General features: G+C 72.9%; 13 protein-coding genes. 6 read left to right on the forward strand and 7 right to left on the reverse strand.

Annotated elements, in window-relative coordinates:
• The first annotated feature begins 350 nt into the window (after window positions 1-350).
• On the forward strand, window positions 351-875 hold the full coding sequence (locus tag ABD299_RS23330; protein ID WP_344266233.1) for an SMI1/KNR4 family protein: 525 nt from the start codon (window positions 351-353) through the stop codon (window positions 873-875).
• 258 nt (window positions 876-1,133) lie between these two features.
• Here the strand turns inward: ABD299_RS23330 and ABD299_RS23335 are convergent, their stop codons facing one another.
• Together ABD299_RS23335 and ABD299_RS23340 are read right to left on the reverse strand one after the other, a co-directional pair.
• Window positions 1,134-2,549, reverse strand: a complete 1,416-nt coding sequence (locus ABD299_RS23335) for an IS1380 family transposase (protein WP_344266236.1) — start codon at window positions 2,547-2,549, stop codon at window positions 1,134-1,136.
• A 334-nt stretch (window positions 2,550-2,883) separates the two neighbouring features.
• Window positions 2,884-3,375 carry a DUF456 domain-containing protein gene (locus ABD299_RS23340; RefSeq protein ID WP_344266238.1) on the reverse strand — a complete coding sequence of 164 codons (492 nt, stop codon included), beginning with the start codon at window positions 3,373-3,375 and terminating at the stop codon, window positions 2,884-2,886.
• A gap of 433 nt (window positions 3,376-3,808) precedes the next feature.
• Between ABD299_RS23340 and ABD299_RS23345 the strand changes: the two genes are divergently transcribed.
• Window positions 3,809-4,462: a hypothetical protein gene (locus ABD299_RS23345; RefSeq protein WP_344266241.1), complete on the forward strand. Its 654-nt coding sequence runs from the start codon at window positions 3,809-3,811 to the stop codon at window positions 4,460-4,462.
• Window positions 4,463-4,579: 117 nt separating this feature from the next.
• On the opposite strand, the gene ABD299_RS23350 is transcribed toward ABD299_RS23345, so the two are convergent.
• Together ABD299_RS23350 and ABD299_RS23355 are read right to left on the reverse strand one after the other, a co-directional pair.
• Window positions 4,580-5,539: a DUF2637 domain-containing protein gene (locus ABD299_RS23350; protein WP_344266244.1), complete on the reverse strand. Its 960-nt coding sequence runs from the start codon at window positions 5,537-5,539 to the stop codon at window positions 4,580-4,582.
• A 239-nt stretch (window positions 5,540-5,778) separates the two neighbouring features.
• A complete protein-coding gene (locus tag ABD299_RS23355; RefSeq protein WP_344266247.1) occupies window positions 5,779-6,609 on the reverse strand; it encodes a (2Fe-2S)-binding protein in 831 nt (276 codons plus the stop codon).
• 161 nt (window positions 6,610-6,770) lie between these two features.
• Between ABD299_RS23355 and ABD299_RS23360 the strand changes: the two genes are divergently transcribed.
• Window positions 6,771-7,544, forward strand: a complete 774-nt coding sequence (locus ABD299_RS23360; RefSeq protein WP_344266250.1) for a GntR family transcriptional regulator — start codon at window positions 6,771-6,773, stop codon at window positions 7,542-7,544.
• Window positions 7,545-7,563: 19 nt separating this feature from the next.
• Here ABD299_RS23360 and ABD299_RS23365 read toward each other — a convergent pair whose 3' ends face one another.
• A complete protein-coding gene (locus ABD299_RS23365) occupies window positions 7,564-8,334 on the reverse strand; it encodes a hypothetical protein (RefSeq protein ID WP_344266253.1) in 771 nt (256 codons plus the stop codon).
• A 667-nt stretch (window positions 8,335-9,001) separates the two neighbouring features.
• On the opposite strand from ABD299_RS23365, the gene ABD299_RS23370 reads away from it, so the two are divergent.
• From ABD299_RS23370 to ABD299_RS23380, 3 genes are all read left to right on the forward strand, one after another.
• Window positions 9,002-9,379 carry a DUF5955 family protein gene (locus ABD299_RS23370; RefSeq protein ID WP_344266256.1) on the forward strand — a complete coding sequence of 126 codons (378 nt, stop codon included), beginning with the start codon at window positions 9,002-9,004 and terminating at the stop codon, window positions 9,377-9,379.
• A 235-nt stretch (window positions 9,380-9,614) separates the two neighbouring features.
• The gene (locus tag ABD299_RS23375) at window positions 9,615-11,393 is read left to right on the forward strand and encodes a PP2C family protein-serine/threonine phosphatase (protein ID WP_344266259.1); all 1,779 of its coding nucleotides are present in this window, start codon (window positions 9,615-9,617) and stop codon (window positions 11,391-11,393) included.
• Entirely contained in the window at window positions 11,390-12,439 is a 1,050-nt protein-coding gene (locus ABD299_RS23380) for a cobalamin B12-binding domain-containing protein (RefSeq protein ID WP_344266262.1), read from the forward strand. The genes ABD299_RS23375 and ABD299_RS23380 overlap by 4 nt, the downstream gene beginning before the upstream one ends.
• Before the next feature lie 51 nt (window positions 12,440-12,490).
• On the opposite strand, the gene ABD299_RS23385 is transcribed toward ABD299_RS23380, so the two are convergent.
• The gene (locus ABD299_RS23385) at window positions 12,491-14,683 is read right to left on the reverse strand and encodes a heavy metal translocating P-type ATPase (RefSeq protein WP_344266265.1); all 2,193 of its coding nucleotides are present in this window, start codon (window positions 14,681-14,683) and stop codon (window positions 12,491-12,493) included.
• A gap of 178 nt (window positions 14,684-14,861) precedes the next feature.
• The gene (gene aceB, locus ABD299_RS23390) at window positions 14,862-16,511 is read right to left on the reverse strand and encodes a malate synthase A (protein WP_344266268.1); all 1,650 of its coding nucleotides are present in this window, start codon (window positions 16,509-16,511) and stop codon (window positions 14,862-14,864) included.
• Window positions 16,512-16,849: the final 338 nt, after the last annotated feature.

The following is a 16,849-nucleotide window of genomic DNA, read 5'->3' on the forward strand; positions in this document are numbered from 1 at the left end:
CAAACGACTGGCCGCAATCACCACATGAGACATCCTCTATGTCGATGCGGCCAACGGCGCCATTGCGAGGGGAGAAATATCCCCCACGGGCCGGGTCTCTACAGCTGGTTCGATCAGGAGAGAAGCTGCGCGGGAGGCAGCAAGAGAGCGGCGTCGTGCAGCAGTGGCTGGCACGCCCTATTCAGGAGTTGCCGGGCATGCGCCGGATGCGATGTGGCTGGGGCATGGCAGGCCTCCTGCCTGGATCGACATGACGAAGCGGGTGAATAGCAGCCTTTCTGCCCAGGGCCAACGCTGCCCGGTAGGGTGCAGTCCCGTAAGGTTCACTTTGGTGGGTAACGGTGGATAGTGTGAGCGACGTGTGTGATTGGCCAGAACTTCTTAGGGAAATGGAAGCAGCTAAACGCTGCCTTGCGATGAACGATGGAGATGGGCTCTGGCGACAGGAGCCGCGCCAGCCTCCGGCCACGCCGGAACAGGTCGCAGAGATTGCTATGGTAACATGTTGCGCCGTGGATCCCGAGTACGCTGATTTCTTGCTGCATTCAAATGGCTGGCCAGCAATTCTTCAGGATATCGATCTCTTCGGAACTGCAGACTTTGGCACTCTTCCCTATGTCGAAGCCAAAGAATTGCTGCACATAATCGAGACTGAAGGCGATGTTCGGCTCGCCGCAAACTCGAGCCACTTGATTCCCATTGGCGCCTCACGGGCAGATATCGACATTTTTGCCATGTCATGCGCGAGCGTCCCGGGCCGTCCGGCAGTAGTCGCTTGGATTGCGGGAGGGGAAATCGAAAGATACTCCAGTTTCCGCGAATTTTTTCGAGGTATGATTGCGGAGAATTATGCGGAAGCTGAATCTTTGAAATGAGTGCGTCCTTGTATGCGCCGACTGTAAAGTCGACTGCGCTGTAAATGGAGCACCTCAGCCTGCCATCGGCTCTGAATCGCCGCTAACCTCGATTTGTCAGCGGGGTTCGGTCGCTGATCGGTCCGATGGTTCGCCCGTATTGTCCTTGGCGGGTGTAGGGCGGGTCGTCGCGTGACGCTGCGGCTGCGCCGGGTTCCACGGGCCCGGGGACTGCGGGGTTCTTCTCCTTCCTGGGCCTCGTCGGAGCGTTGCCGGCCGTCAGGTGACGGCCGGCAGCTGGGTGNTGGTGGTGAAAGCCTCGGACCAGGGCCAGGTCCGCTCGATGCGCAGGTACCGGCGGCGGGCATGGCGGGCCAGGCGGGCGGGCAGATGATAGAGGCGGAAGCGTATGGTGTCCGGTTCGGCATCCGCCAGGTTGTCGCTGTCGTGCAGGGTCAGCAGACGGAGCCAGGCGTCGAGATCGCAGGCGAGGTTCGCGGCGAGCATCCAGCCTGTGTTGATCTGCCAGGCCTGTGAGGGCAGATTGCGCAGGCCCATGGCCTTGCCGGTGCGGATGCGGTCTTCGACCTCGGCGTGGTCGCGGTGCAGGGCGTCGAGGAACTGGATCTGATGGGAGCCGGCGATGCCCCACATGTGCCGGATGTTCGTCGCCGTGACCGAGTAGCGCCAGCCGGTCTTGTGCTCGAAGGCGGTCAGCTTCTTCATGTGCCGCCTCGAGGGGCGTACGCGGCGGACGATCAGCCGCATGCCCTCCGGCCAGCCGTCACGGGTGCTCAGCCCTGTCAGCTCCGCGATCTGGTAGCCCTCTTGGAGGTCACCGTCCTGCTTCAGCGAGGTCTCCCACGCACGTTCGGGGAGCCTGGCGATCGCCGCCTCGTCCTCGGGCGTGATCTTCCAGCCGACTGTGTAACGGACCGTGCGTCGCTTGGTGTTCAGCGCCTGAAGGTGGTCCAGCAGCCCGTGGGTGGCGCCCGCGCCGTCGACGCGGACAAGGATCTTCGACTGGGAGGAGTGCGGGACTTGGTCCAGCGCGGCGGCAAGGACACGGACGTGATCGTCCACGGTGTTTGCCCCTGCGTTGCCCGCCCTCAGTTCCATCGCCAGGCTCTCACCGGTGTTCGCGCACCAGCCGCCCAGCGGGTGGAACCCGAACGTGCCCTTGAACGTGGCCGCGGCCCCTTCCTTGCGGGACGCGCTCGTGATGACCGTGGCGTCCAGGTCGACGACGATCCAGCCCGTCAGTCTCCGTCCGGCGACCGTCAGCCAGGGGAAACCGCCAGGGCGCAGGTGGAGCAGCGTCCACACGTGCCGGCGCACCCGGCGCCGGACCTTCGCGATCTTCCGCAGGGTCTTGTCGTCCAGTCCGGCCAGCAGCCGGCGCATCGTCGAGTCCGAGACCGCGGGGCCGAACAGGCCCCGGTGAGGGAACTGGAGCCGCTCGGCCTCCAGCAGACTGCGCGACCCGAGCACCGTCGCGACGGCGAGCTGGACGAGCACCCCGGCCCGCTCCCGCCACCCGGCCGCCGTACTCGACGGGAGCACCCCGGCAAGCCCTCCCGTCAGCCCCACCCGGTCCGCCAGCTTCCGCAGCAACACCGCCCCCGCATGCCCGACCAGCCCTTTACCGTCGGCCGTTACGGACAGCCCCCGGTCCCACCCTGTACGCTCACTCACCAGAAAGGTGTCCTGACTCCTGCACCGGATACGATCTAGACACTCGCATCCTTGCAGGTCAGCGACACCTTTCTGCTGTCAGGACGCCAACTCGACCAATTCTGCCGAATAGCCCGGGCTGATCCTCGCGACGCGTTCATCCATCGCGGTGCTCCACTTGCGCGAGGTCAGCTCCCTGATCCGCACCTTCAGGAGTTGACGGCCTTCGGGCCGCCCCCCGGGGCCCGGAGGCCGGAGGTCCCATTGCGGAGCCACGAGAACGGCAACAGGGGGCGGGGTCGGTCGGCGTGGAGAGGGCAGCTGCGCGGCGTGGGGTGCCGGGGCTCGGGGTGTGTCAGGTGGGGGAGGCCCAGATCAGTGCGGTCAGCCACAGGGCGGTGACCAGCAGGCAGGCCGTCAGTTCCACCAAGATGTTCCGGCCCACGGCGCGCATGATGGCTCCGGTGGAGGAGAGGGCGGCTCCGTGGCTTCCCAGCCGTCGTCGCTCCCAGCCGTACAGGCCTGCCAGGAAGCCGGGCACCACGCCGACCACCGGCAGCAGGAAGAACCCGGCGGTGCCGGTACCGCCGGCCACCAGGAGCTGGCGCCGCCGGAAGCGCAGCACGCGGCGGTTGCGGACCGGCAGCAGCCACTGCACCGCCTGATTGAGCAGCAGGATGGCGGTGGCCGAGACCAGGACCCACCAGCCGCGTGAGGAGTCCTCGGCCGACGCCCACCAGAAGACCGCCGCCCAGACGACGGCGGGTCCCGGGACGCCCGGCAGCACCGCGCCGAGCAGCCCGAAGACCACCACCAGTCCCATCAGGAGCAGCTGCCATGACGCCATGGAGTCCAGGCTGCCCGATCACGGACCGTGGCGCGCGTGGGGCAGCGGTTCCCCGGTGCTTTCCGTCGCCCGGTACGTCAACGGTGGCCCGGTCGGGTCAGCGGGTGGGTTCCCGGCGCGCGCGAAGGCCCGGGGCGCGAGAGGCTCGAGGGAGCCGGATCCGGTGCGCGGCGCGGTGACGCGGCACACCGGTACGCCGCAGTTCAGGAAGGAACCGTGCCCCATGCCTCCACTACGACCGTGGCCGTCTCCGGGGGCCGGACGGCGCGCGTCCCGCCGGTGGCGGTGGTCTCCGGCCGTTGCCGCCGGGCTGGTCTGCGTCGCCTGTGTCCTGCCCGTGGAAGGGCCTAGGGCTGTCGGTGACGGCCTCTCCTCCGGGCCGGTCAGTGGCCCGGCCGCCGCTGTGCCGGGGCCTGCGTACCCCGTCCGGTCCGTGTCCCGGCCGGCGGCGGAGGGCGGTATCGCAGGCGCGGACCATCCCGCGGACCCGGTCCGGGACGCGGTCACCGTCCCGCTGGCGGGCGGGGAGGTGACGGTGGAGCCGGCCCGGGCCGTGGTGGCCCGGTTGAGGTCCCGAGGGCTGGTCGTCGCCGTGGCCGACGGGGACCGGGCGTCCGGGGGCGGCGGGCCGGCGCTGGCGCTGGCGCTGGACGAACGCAGTCACCTTCTCGCCGCCGACGGTGCGCTGCTGGGCGGTCAGCTGGTGACGGCGGAGGGGATCGAGCTCGTCGCGGGCGACGGCCGGTCCCGTGCGGCTGTCACCGGCCTCGCCGTCGATCTCGCGGACGGCACGGTCACGGCGCTGACCGGGGGCGGCGGCACGGTGGTGCTGGGCACCTTCGGGCGGGACGGCTCGCTGCTCGTCACCCCGGAGGGGGCGGTGAGCCTGGGCGGAACCGTCGCGCTGAGCACGGCGGGCGCGGGGGCGGTGAACTCCGCCGTCGGCCGGGAGCTGTTCTCGGCGGGGGAGAAGCTGGGCCGGCTGGCGGTCCGGGCCGAAGTGGTGCTGGACGAGAGCGTCTCGGGGGCCCTGCGGGTTCCGCCGGAGGCGCCGCCCGCCGCCTCCGGCCCCGGCCCGCTTTCCTGATGCGGCGTCGCGGTGCTCCTCGGGCCGGACGCGCCGCTGCCCCGGTGCGGCCGCTTCGCGTGCGGTGCGCCGGGGCAGCGGGAGGCTTGCGGATCGGCCGGTTCTCCGGCGGCCGGGTCAGCCGAAGCGTCGCTCGATCTTGGCCAGCTTCTCCTCCAGCGAATCCAGCCGCGGGGCCGCGAACCCGGAGTCGGAGGGCCGGCCGCCCCGGTCGCCGACGCCCGCCGGCTCGAGTGCGGCGGGTTCCGGCGGGGAGGGGGCCTTGGTGAGCGCGACCTCCACCTGCGGGTTGTGGCGGCCGATCGCCTTCATCCTGACCCGCTCCAGCTTCCGCTGTTCGCGCTGCCGGGCCCGCTCGGTCTCCTTGCGCTGGCGCTCCTCGCGGACCTCCTCCACTGCCTCGTCCAGGGTGCGCACGCCCTCCAGCAGCATCAGCGACCACGCGCCGAAGGTCTCACGCGGGGCCCGCATCCACCGGACGAACCGGATCTGCGGCAGCGGCCGCGGCACCAGGCCCTGCTCGCGCAGGGCGGCCTTGCGGGTCTGCTTCAGGGCCCGGTCGAAGAGGATGGCGGCGGACAGCGACATGCCGGCGAAGAAGTGCGGGGCGCCCGCGTGTTCGTCGCCGCGGGGGGCGTGCACCCAGTTGAACCAGGCGGCGGCGCCGGCGAAGAGCCACACCAGCATCCGGGAGCCTATGGAGGCGTCGCCCTGGCTGGCCTCCCGCACGGCGATCACCGCGGAGAACATCGCGGCGCCGTCCAGGCCGAAGGGGACCAGGTACTCCCAGCCGCCGGACAGGCCGAGGTTCTCGCGGCCGAAGCCGACCAGCCCGTGGAACGACAGAGCGGCGGCCACTCCCGCGCAGCAGAACAGCAGAGAGTAGGAGGCCACCGCGTAGACGCGTTCCTTGCGCCGGCGTCTTTCCTCCATCAGCTCCCAGGAATCGGCCTGGGCGGAGGCGCTCTCGCCGGTGTTCCGGCGGCCGCGCGCGAGGAGGGCGACGGCTCCCAGGAAGCCGCACAGCAGTACGGCTCCCGCCAGCACCCAGCTGGCCCCTATGTCCGTCAATGTCATCAATTATCTCCCGGAAGGGCCCGGCCGGACAGGCCGGTAGAGAAGGATGGGTCCGCGGAGCGGAGCTGCGAAGCGGCAGGGCGCTGAGCTTAATGCCTCCGAGCGGCCGCGGTGTCACCGGGTGGGCCGCCTGCCACGGGCATATCCTCGCGCAAGTCGGCGTGATGATAAGGGCGTTCGGGAGAAGAGGCGGCCACCTCCCGGGAGCCGGGGGCCGGTCCGGGTGAAATGCGGCGAACTTACCGGCGTTCGGCGGACAGTCGTTCGATGCGCTCGGTGTCGCAGGTGCGCGGGCAGGTGACGCAGGTGTCCTGGGGGCGCAGGGTGTAGAAGAGGCAGCAGCTCACGCGGTCGCGGGTGACCAGCCGCTCCCCGTCGGGGCCGGTGAGGTCCCGGAAGGAGGCGCCCCCGGCGTACGGCGCGGTGCCGCCCGGCAGCAGCAGCTCCGCCTCCTGCCTGGCCCGCTCCTCCTCGCCCAGCAGCCGGCCCAGCAGCCACAGGCCGTCGGTCAGTTCGTCCGCCGCCATGCCCCACAGCGCGCGCCCCCGGCGCCGCATGCGGGGCCCGAACGCCTCCATCACCGGGCCGAGGTGTGCGGCCGCCGCCGACCGCACCGTCGCCCGCAGCGTCTCCTCGTCGCGGACCACCCGGGCCGCCGGGTGGCCGGACGCCGGATCGTCCGGCAGGCAGCTGAACTCCGTTGCCCGGACGGCCACCCGCGGCTCCTCCCGGTGCAGGAACACGTCCCCGGGGGTCAGATGGGGGACGCGGCGCAGCAGGAACCAGGGCAGCGTGAACAGCAGCCCGGCGGGCCAGGCGTAGCGGTGCAGGGCGAAGGTGGCCGCCACCTGCGGCCGGGCCTCCTGGCCGTAGGTGCGCACGACCTGCCGCGCGTCGTGGGCGACGAAGTCCGCCAGGTCCTCACCGCCCCGCGCCAGGCCGGCGCCCGACACCCAGTCGGCGGCGTCCCCCGGGGCGCCTTCCTGGATCATGTAGGGCGGCAGCGCCTGGCCCACGCGGGCGTAGGCCGGGGTGAGCGGAGAGGCCGGAGCGAGGGCGGGAATGGTCATGGGGCCACCGGAATCCGAAGATCGGGAGTAGGTAAGCCTTACCTTACCTGAGTCCGTGTTGGGGCAAGATGCCGGGCCGACGGGTTTGATCTGGGCGCGTCTGCCTCTAAGGTCTTCGGGATTGGGGCGATGAGGGGGCAGGAGGGGACAGGAGCGGACGGATGGAGCGCAGCACAATGGACCCGGTCATAGGGACGGCCGCGACGGCGGTACGGCCCGTCGCACCCGCGCAGGCTCCGCCCCCCGCGCGCACCCCCCAGCCCTCCGGCCCGCCGCGGCTTCGTCCGCTCTCCCGGACGCCCGCCCGCACCCGGACGCTGCCCCAGCGGCACTCGGTGCGCGCCCAGGTGCTGGACGCCCTGCGCAGGGCACTGGCCGACGGCGAGCTGGCCCCCGGCAAGGTGTACTCGGCCCCGGCGCTCGCCGAGCAGTACGGGGTCTCCGCCACCCCGGTGCGCGAGGCGATGCAGCAGCTCGCCGGGGAGGGGGCGGTCGAGGTCGTGCCCAACCGCGGCTTCCGGGTCGCCGCCCACAGCGCCCGGGACGCCGAGGAGCTGGCCGAGGTGCGGGCCGCGCTGGAGGTGCCCGCCGTGCTCGGGCTCGCCCGCTCGCTGCCGGCCGAGCGCTGGAGCGAGCTGCGTCCGCAGGCGGAGGCCGCGGTGCGGGCGGCGGCCTTCGGCGACCGGGCCGGCTACGCGGAGGCGGACCGGGAGTTCCACTGCGCGCTGCTGTCGCTGACCGGCAACCGGCAACTGGTGGCGGTGGCCCGCGATCTGCACCGCCGCGCCCAGTGCCGGGTCCCCCCGGGCCGGCTGCCCGGCACCGCCGAACTGCGCGCCGACGCCGAGGAGCACCTGGTCCTGCTGGACGCACTGGGCCGCCGGGACCTGGAGACGGCCGAGCGTCTGGCACGCGGCCACGTCGCCGGACCGTGAGGCGCCCCCGGCCCGCGGCTCAGTCCGCGGCCAGCCGGGCCGCCAGCCAGCGGGGGACGCCGCCCAGCAGCCGGAACAGCCGCCCGGCCTCGGCGCGCAGCCGCTGGGCCTCCGCCTCCGGCTGCACCTCGGCCAGCGCCACGAGGGCGGGTGCGATGCCCACCAGGAATCCGGTCTCCTCGCGCAGCCGCAGCGACTCGGCGAAGCCGCGCCGGGCCTCGGCCGGCTCGCCGTTCTCCAGGGCCAGGGCCCCCAGGTGCCGCCAGGTGGAGGAGCACAGCAGCGCGTCCCCCCGTTTCAGCGCCTCGGCGTGGGCCCGGCGGTAGCCGGCCTCGGCGGCCTGCGGGTTGCGGCTCACGTGCTGCGCCATCAGGCCGCGCCGCAGGTCCAGCAGCGCACGGCCCGGCGCGTCGGGTGCCAGCAGCGCGGCGGCCCGCCCGAACGCGGCCCGGGCCTCGTCGGCCCGGTCACGTACCTTCAGCAGCGTGGCGGCATAGCCCAGATACCCGCGGGTGCAGGCCGCGGCGCCCCGCTCGTCGTCCGTCAGGGGAAGCGACTCGGCCGCCCGCAGGGCGTCCTCCGCCCGCTCCCAGCCCTCGGTGGTGTACATGCAGCGCTCGACCAGCAGCTCGGCGCGCAGCAGCGCGGCGGCCGGGGCCTGGCCGGCCGCCGGTTCCAGCAGGGCCGCGGCGTCCTCCCAGCACCCCCGTGACCGCAGCCGCCATACCGCGCTGTCGAGTGGATCCTTCACCGTCGGCCGAACCGTACGTGGTATGGCGGTCTCCGCCACATGCCCTCCCCAGGCGCGTCATCGAGCCGATGGTCGTATGCAGGTGTGCAGGCATCTCAGCACGAAGGGGCGGGGCAGGCCAAGAGGGGTGGGTGAAAGAATTCACAAGTCGCGGCCCGGTGAGGGCCCCGGCGGGCTGACGTCCGGTGGCGTGGGGGCGCGCTCCGGGCGCGGGGCGGTGGTGCCCGCTTCGGGGAGGCCGGACCGGCGCCGGAAGCGCACGGCGCGGGCGACGCTCACGTGCGCCGTTGCTGATCCGCGGTCCGCGGCGCGGACAGGCGGCGCAGCCGGACCCTGACCGCCACCGTGCCCGGAATCGGGGGAAGGGCGGCAGGCGCACCGCGGGCGCACGGAGACTCGCGGGGGAGGCAGGCGGTGCATCCGCCGTCCAGGGGTCGAGCGCGGGCGCGACAGGGGGCATCTGCCGCTCCTGGTACCGGAATCGACTCGGTTCACCCCGGTTTCTCCGGCGCGGAGGGCCGAAGCAGCGTAAGCTGTGCCCGGAACGATGGCGTGTTGCCCGTACGGGGGGGCGCACAGGGGGCGCGTTCACCGGAATGTGGCAGGGAATTTTGCCCTCCGTATGGCGTGATGCGCGGACAGTGATATTTACTGTTTCTGGTCCGGTTCGCCGGACGCCTCGATGAGGGACAGCAGGGGAGGGCGAATGGCAGCAGGAAAGTGCGAAGCCGTGAGCTCGGCGGACACCGCCGCGGACAGTGGGACGGACCCGAGGCTGCCCGCCCTGCACGACGCGGTGGCGCAGCTGCGTCAGGAGCTCGACGGCTACGCCGCGCCGCTGGCCGACCGCAGGGTCGCCGAGCGGGAGCTCGCCGTACTGGACATGATCACGCGGCCGGAGGTCGTCGCCCGCGCCGGGCTGCCCGACGCCACGGCGCTGCGCCGCGCCCTGCTGCTCGTCGTGGCGGCGATCGGCTCGGTCAGCGCGCTGGCGCCGGACGTGCGCCGGCTCCGGGAGGCCGTGGACCTGTTCGCCGCGCCGCCGACGGTGCGGATCCCCGCAGGGCGTACCGAGCGGAACTGAGGGCGCGGCCGGGCTGTCCGTACCGAGGCCACCGCCCGGCCGTGATCGCCGGCAGATCCTGACCCGGCCGGATCGCGGATCACCGCTCCCGGGGCTAGCCTCGAGAGAGGCAGGGTTGTCCCACTGGCGAGGTGGCAGTGATGAAGACCTACTTCCCGTCCGGCCCTCTCCATCCGGTCCGTGCCGCTGCCCCGCCCCGGGGCGGCGAGCCGGCCGCAGGCGCGAGCCGGTACCGGTGACGGGCGGGAGCCGGGAGGAACGGCCCGCCCGGCGGGGGCCGCCGGAGGGCCGCCCGCCGGGGCCCTCGCACCCCGCGGCACCGCGGGTCACCGCCCCCGCCGGCCGCCGGCCGCCCCCCGGGCGGGAGCCCGGCCGCCCCCCGGCCGATCTGCCGCCGGGCGCCTGGGACCTGATCGGCGAGGCCGTCGTGGTCTGCGACCCCTCCGGCGTGGTGAGCGGACACAATCGCGCGGCGAGGACGTTCTTTCCCCGGCTGCGAGCGGGCGAGAAGCTCTCCGGGCCGGCCGCCGGGCCGCTGGCCGGGGCCGCCGAGCGCGGGGAGGAGTCCTTCGACGCGCCCTTCGCGGGGCGACGGCTGGTCGGGCACCGGACCGTCGTCGAAGGGCGGACGGTGTGGCTGGTGCGCGACGCCAGCGCGGTCCGGGAGCGGGAGGACGCGCTGCTGGCCGAGCGCTCCCGTTCGGCCTTCCTGGCCCGGGCGCGCGGGGAAGTGGCCGCTTCGCTGCATCACACCCGCGCCGCCCGGGCCCTGGTCCGTGCGGCGGTGCCGGAGCTGGCCCGGACCGCGGCCCTTCTGCTCCCGCCGCGTGGCCCACGGGTGCCCTGGCACCTGGCCGGCCCGGGCTCCGCGGAGTACTCCGGCGAGGTCCCCGTTCAGACCCTGGACCGCACTCCGCGGGTGGCCGCCGCGCTCTCCGGCCTGGACCCGCGCCTCGTCCCCTGCCCCCGGCAGGAGCTGGACGCCCTGCACGTGATCACCGGCCGCCTCCCGCCGGGCGACGGGAAGGACGGGGAAGCTCTGCTCGTCCCGCTGTCCGGCAGCGGTGATCCGGCGGGTGCCCTCATGCTGCTCGGCCCGGGGCGCAGTGCTGCCGCACCCGGCGGTCGGGGAACGGATGTGGAACTGGCGAGCAGGTTCGCCGCCCAGGCGGGCACCGCGCTGGCGGCGGCCGACTTCTACACCCGGCAGACCCGGACCACCGAGGCGCTGCACGCCGGTCTGGAGCCGCAGCCACTGCCCGAAGCCGTGCCCGGGGTGCGCCTCGGGGCCGCCTACCGTCCGGCCCGCGGGGCGCTGGACATCGGCGGGGATTACTACCAGGTCTGCCGGCGCAGCGGCGGCGGGGTGGAGTTCTTCCTGGGCGACGTCTGCGGGAAGGGGGTGGAAGCCGCGGTGCTCACCGGCCGGGTGCGGCAGACGATGCGTGCCCTCACGCTCGTCGAGCGGCGCCCGGTGCGGGTGCTGGAGCTGCTCAACACGGTGATGCTGGAAGCGGGCGAACCCCGCTTCACCACGCTGGTGACCGGGTCGGCGCGTCCGCACCGGGAGGGCGGCCTGGACGTGGTGGTGGCGGGCGGCGGTCACCTCGACCCGCTGGTGCTGCGCCGGGACGGGCGGGTGGAGCCGGTGGAGATCGGCGGCACGCTCGTCGGTGTTCTCCCGGACCCGGTCTTCGCCCGGGAACGGGTCCTGCTGGCCCCCGGCGAGCTGCTGCTGCTCTACAGCGACGGCGTGACAGAAGCCCGCGGGGGCCGCACCGGTTCCGGGATGTTCGGTGAGGAGCGGCTGGTCAAGCAGCTGTCGGCCTGCGGGGGTATGCCCGCCGGGGCGGTGGCCGAGCGTGTCGAGCTGCTGGTCAGCGAGTGGCTGGGGGAACGGGAGGTGTCCGACGACATCGCCGTCCTGGCCGTGCAGGCCGCCCCGCCCTCTGCTGAGGCGCACCTCAGCAGGGCCCACCCCGTCGGGGAGCGCATCAAGGAGGAAGGACGATGAGCACGCACGCGGGCACCGCACTGACGGACGAGGTGCGTGACACCTTTGACCGGGCCCTGGCGGAGGCGGACGGGGAACCGGCCGTCGAACTCGTGCTGAACCTGCTCGACAACGGCGTGCCCCCCGAATCGGTGCTGCTGGGGCTCATCGCTCCCGCCCAGCGGCGGACGGGGGAGCGGTGGGCGGCGAACGAGTGGAGCATCGCCCAGGAGCACGCGGCCACCCATATCAGTGAGCAGGCCGTGGCCGCGCTGGCCCTGGCCACCCGCGCGGTCCGCCCCGACGAGCGACTGGGCACGGTGGTGGTGGCCTGCGTGGACGGGGAGTGGCACGCTCTGCCCGCCCGCATTCTCACCGAGGTGCTGCGGCTGCGCGGGTTCCGCACCCGGTTCCTGGGCGCCCACATGCCCGCCGGCCACCTGGTCTCCTATCTGCACCGGCACGGGCCCGACCTGGTGGCGCTGTCGTGCATGCTGACGGTCCGCCTGCCGCAGGCGTACCGGGTGATCCACCGGGCGCAGCGGGCGGGGACCCCGGTGCTCGCCGGCGGGCCCGGCTTCGGTCCGGACGGTGTCTGGGCGCGGACCCTGGGCTCCGACCTGTACGCGACGGGCGCCGCGCGGGCGGCGGATCTGCTTGCCGCGCGCTGGCCCCCGGAGCGGACCGGTACGCCGGACCTGGACCGGCTGTCCACCGAGGAGTATCCGGCACTTGTGCGGCGACGGCCGGACCTGCTGAGGCACGTTCTGGACGACCTGCACGAGCATTTCCGCGCGATGAGCGCGTACACGCCCGAGCAGTACGACGCCACGGTGGAGGATCTCGGGCAGTTGCTGGACTTCCTCGCGGCGAGCGTCTTCGTCGGCGACCCGAGGGTGTTCACCGGCTACCTCGACTCCGCGGTTCCCCTGCTCACCGCGCGCGGAGTCCCCGCCGTGCGGGGACTGACGCTGACACTCCGGTCCCTGGTCAGGCCGCTGCCCGACTCTCCCCGGGCCCTCGCCCATCTGAGCGAGGGCCTGAGGTGGCTGGGAGCCCTCCGCTAGCTGTACCGCCCTGTGAGGTCGGGGACGCCACGGCACCGGCCCGCCGGCGGTTCAGCGGGGCCTTGCGGCGGTGACCTCCTCCTCACCGGCCGCCGGTGTCCGGGACGGCATGACCGCTCCCACGTTCTCCGGGGACAGGTCCAGGCGCCGCAGCAGCTGGGCGTTGGCGGAGACCACCACGGTGGACAGCGACATCAGGACCGCGCCGACCGCCATCGGCATCACGAAGCCCACCGGTGCCAGGACGCCGGCCGCCAGCGGCACGGCGACCAGGTTGTAGCCCGCCGCCCAGCCCAGGTTCTGCCGCATCTTGCGGTAGCTCTCCCGGGACAGGGTGATGACGGAGACCACCGCGCGCGGGTCGTCGCTCGCCAGGATCACCCCGGCGGAGGCGATGGCGACGTCCGTGCCGGCGCCGATGGCGATGCCGACGTCGGCGCGGGCCAGGGCAGGAGCGTCGTTGACGCCGTCGCCCACCATGGCGACCGACTGTCCGGCCTCCTGGAGTTCGGCGACCTTGGTGCCCTTGTCCTCCGGACGGACGCCGGCGAACACCTGGTCGATGCCGAGTTCCGCGGCGACCGCCTGCGCGACCTGCTCCGCGTCGCCGGTGACCATGGCCACCTGCACCCCCAGTTCGTGCAGCCGGTCGACCGCCACCCGGGACTCCGGGCGGATCTCGTCGGCCAGGGCAACCGCCCCGATGATCTCTCCGCCGGCCAGGACGTGGAGGATGGTGGCGCCCTCACTGCGCCAGGCGTCGGAGGCGGGCAGCGGCTCCAGACCGAGTTCGCGCAGCAGGTTCGGGCCGCCGACCCGCACCTGTGTGCCGTCCTCCACGGTGCCGGTGACCCCGACCCCGGTGGATGCCCGGAAGCCGGTGACCCGCGGGATGCGTACCCCGCGCTCCCGCGCCGCGGTGACGATCGCCCGGGCCAGCGGGTGCTCGCTGTCCGACTCGGCCGCCGCCGCCAGGGACAGCAGTTCGTCCTCGCTGTGCTCGGCCGAGGTGGCGACGCCGGTCACCGCGGGTTCGCCCTTGGTCAGGGTGCCGGTCTTGTCGAACAGCACCGTGTCCACGGTGCGCATGTTCTCCAGTGCCATCCGGTCCTTGATCAGGACGCCGCCCTTGGCGGCCCGCTCGGTCGCAATGGAGACCACGAGTGGGATGGCCAGACCCAGGGCGTGCGGGCAGGAGATCACCAGCACGGTGATGGTGCGCACCAGCGCGTTCTCCGGGGAGCCGACGAGCAGCCAGGTCACCAGGGTGACGACGGCAGCGGAGAGAGCGAACCAGAAGAGCCAGGCGGCGGCGCGGTCCGCCAGCCGCTGGGCGCGGGAGGAGGACTGCTGCGCCTCGGTGACCAGCCGCTGGATACCGGCCAGCGCGGTGTCCTCGCCGACCGCGGAGACGCGGATCCGCAGCGAGGTGTCGGTGGCCACCGTCCCGGCCACCACGTGGTCGCCGGGCGCACGCCGCACCGGACGCGACTCGCCGGTGATCATCGATTCGTCGACATCGGCGGTGCCCTCGGTGATCCGGCCGTCGGCCGGAATCCGGCCGCCGGGGCGGACGATCACCACGTCGTCGAGCACCAGCTCGCCCGGCGGAACGGTGACGATCGTCTCCTCCTCGCCGTTCTCGCCCCCGGTGACGCGCTCCGCCTCGTCCGGGAGGAGGGCGGCCAGCGACTCCAGCGCGGAGGAGGTCCGGGCCAGGGAACGCATCTCGATCCAGTGCCCCAGGAGCATGATCACGATCAGCAGCGCCAGCTCCCACCAGAACTCCAGCTCGTGGTGGAGCAGCCCCAGGCTCGCCGCCCAGGAGGCCACGAACGCGACGGTGATGGCGAGGGAGATCAGCAGCATCATGCCGGGCCGGCGGTCCTTCAGCTCGCCGCGGGCCCCGGTGAGGAACGGCCGGCCGCCCCAGAAGTACATCACCGTGCCCAGGACGGGGGCCACCCACGAGATGCCCGGAACATCGGGAAGCGAGTAGCCGAGGAGCATGGCGAACATCTCGCTGCCGAGGACGACGGGGATGCCCAGCAGCAGCATCACCCAGAAGAGCCGCCGGAACTGTTCCACGTGGTCGCCGTGATCCCCGTGCCCGCCATGGCCCCCGTGCCCGCCGTCGCCGGCGTGTTCTCCGTGCCCGGGTCTTGGGGTGTCGTCGGGCTTGAGGTGTGGCTCCTGGTCGTGCTGGTGACCGTGCGGCTTCTCGTGTTCGTGGTGCCCGCGCATCGCGGCCCCCTCGGATCGGGTGAGTCAGGTGCTCGGTTCCTCCCAGACTGTATACCCCGCTGGGGTATTTTTCACCTGAACGTCTCCGTATGCGCCCGGCATCGGCCCCGCCCTCGCCCGGACGGCGCCGCCGGCCCCGCTGCCCGGGCGACAGCGGGGCCGGGGTCGCCGCCCGCTCTCAGGGGAGCAGCCGGTAGGCGGGCAGCGTGAGGAAGTCCTCGTACTCCTCTTCCAGGGCGATGCGCAGCAGCAGCTCGTGGGCGCGCTCCCAGCCGTCCTCGGCGAAGGCCCGCTCACCGGCCGCTCCGCCGCCGGCAGTCGCGGCGACCTCCTCGCGGATGGCCGCGAGCTCGGCCGCGGCCGTCTCGCGGACCAGCTCCCGGGTGACGCGGCGGCCGTCCTCCAGCACCACTTCGGCGTGCACCCACTGCCAGATCTGGGAGCGGGAGATCTCCGCCGTCGCCACGTCCTCCATCAGGTTGAAGACGGCCACCGCCCCCCGCCCGGCCAGCCAGGCCTGCAGATAGCGGGTGCCGACCTGGATGGCGTTGCGCAGGCCCTCGAAGGTGGGCCGGGCCTCCAGGGTGTCCAGGGCGATCAGGTTGCCCGCCGTGACGTGCACGTCCTCCCGCAGCCTGTCCTTCTGGTGCGGGCGGTCGCCGAGCACCGCGTCGAAGGACTCCCGGGCCACCGGGACCAGGCCCGGGTGTGCGACCCAGGAGCCGTCGAAGCCGTCACGGGCCTCCCGGTCCTTGTCGTTCCTGACCTTCTCCAGCGCGGTGGCGTTGACCTCCGGGTCACGGGAGGGGATGAACGCGGCCATGCCGCCGATGGCGTGCGCGCCGCGCCTGTGGCAGGTGCGCACCAGCAGTTCGGTGTAGGCGCGCATGAACGGCGCGGTCATCGTCACCGCGTTGCGGTCGGGGAGCACGAAGGCGGGCCCGGCGTCCCGGAAGTTCTTGATGAGGGAGAACAGGTAGTCCCAGCGTCCGGCGTTCAGCCCGGAGGCGTGCTCGCGCAGCTCGTACAGGATCTCGTCCATCTCGTACGCGGCGGTGATGGTCTCGATGAGGACTGTGGCGCGCACCGTCCCGTGCGGGATGCCGAGCCGCTCCTGCGCGAAGGTGAACACCTCGTTCCACAGCCGGGCCTCCAGGCGGGACTCCAGCTTCGGCAGATAGAAGTAGGGGCCCTTCCCCATGTCGAGCAGCCGGCGCGCGTTGTGGAAGAAGTAGAGGCCGAAGTCCACCAGTGCGCCCGGGACCGGACGGCCGTCCAAGGTCAGGTGCCGCTCGTCCAGGTGCCACCCGCGCGGCCGCATGACGACCGTGGCCAGTTCCTCGTCCGGCTTCAGCGTGTAGTTCTTGCCGCTGGCCGGGTCCGTGAAGTCGATGCGGCGCCGGTAGGCGTCGGACAGGGCGAGCTGGCCGCCCACCACGTTCTCCCAGGTGGGGGAGGAGGCGTCCTCGAAGTCGGCCAGCCACACCCGGGCGCCCGAGTTGAGCGCGTTCACGGTCATTTTGCGGTCCGCCGGGCCGGTGATCTCCACCCGCCGGTCGAGCAGCGCCGCGGGGGCGGGGGCGACCTGCCAGTCGCCGTCCCGGATGTGCGCGGTCTCCGGCAGGAAGTCGAGAGTCCCGGTGCGGGCGATCGCCGCGCGCCGCTCGGCCCGCCGGGCCAGCAACTCGTCGCGGCGCGCGGTGAAGCTCCGGTGGAGCTCGGCGAGGAAGGCGAGCGCGGGGCCGGTGAGGACCTCGTCCTGCCGGGGCAGGGGGGTGGCCCGCGCGGTGACGGTGGAGGCGGGGGAGACGGGCGCTGGTTCGGACATGCGGTGGGTCACTCCTCGGGTGGAACGGAAAATGGACACTAGTTTTCTCATTGTGGAAGTTCAACGGCCCCCGCTCGGCCCGCGCGGCGGGGCCGGGGCGTGGAAGGCGTGCCACCCCGACCGTTTCACGCGCTTTGCGTGCTTTTTGTTCTTGTGATGTGCCGGTCCGGCCGGGCCTGCGCAACACCTGCCGGAAAGGGGACGGCTGAAGGGCCGGATGCCGGGTAGGGGCAAGGGGAAGGTGTGCGTGTACGGTGAAGACCACTTGCCGGAGCTTGCCGGCGACCTCGCGGGCCGGACCGCACCAGCCGCCGCCGGGGCAGCGGGGAGATGTCCCG

Source organism: Streptomyces sodiiphilus (assembly GCF_039529215.1).
Lineage (GTDB): Bacteria > Actinomycetota > Actinomycetes > Streptomycetales > Streptomycetaceae > Streptomyces > Streptomyces sodiiphilus.

Bases quoted from the DNA above. Each gene is read 5' to 3' on its own strand.
- ABD299_RS23340 (WP_344266238.1), bottom strand. From the start codon at position 3,375: ATGGCGTCATGGCAGCTGCTCCTGATGGGACTGGTGGTGGTCTTCGGG.
- ABD299_RS23350 (WP_344266244.1), bottom strand. From the start codon at position 5,539: ATGACATTGACGGACATAGGGGCCAGCTGGGTGCTGGCGGGAGCCGTA.
- ABD299_RS23355 (WP_344266247.1), bottom strand. From the start codon at position 6,609: ATGACCATTCCCGCCCTCGCTCCGGCCTCTCCGCTCACCCCGGCCTAC.
- ABD299_RS23360 (WP_344266250.1), top strand. From the start codon at position 6,771: ATGGAGCGCAGCACAATGGACCCGGTCATAGGGACGGCCGCGACGGCG.
- ABD299_RS23370 (WP_344266256.1), top strand. From the start codon at position 9,002: ATGGCAGCAGGAAAGTGCGAAGCCGTGAGCTCGGCGGACACCGCCGCG.
- ABD299_RS23380 (WP_344266262.1), top strand. From the start codon at position 11,390: ATGAGCACGCACGCGGGCACCGCACTGACGGACGAGGTGCGTGACACC.
- ABD299_RS23385 (WP_344266265.1), bottom strand. From the start codon at position 14,683: ATGCGCGGGCACCACGAACACGAGAAGCCGCACGGTCACCAGCACGAC.
- aceB (WP_344266268.1), bottom strand. From the start codon at position 16,511: ATGTCCGAACCAGCGCCCGTCTCCCCCGCCTCCACCGTCACCGCGCGG.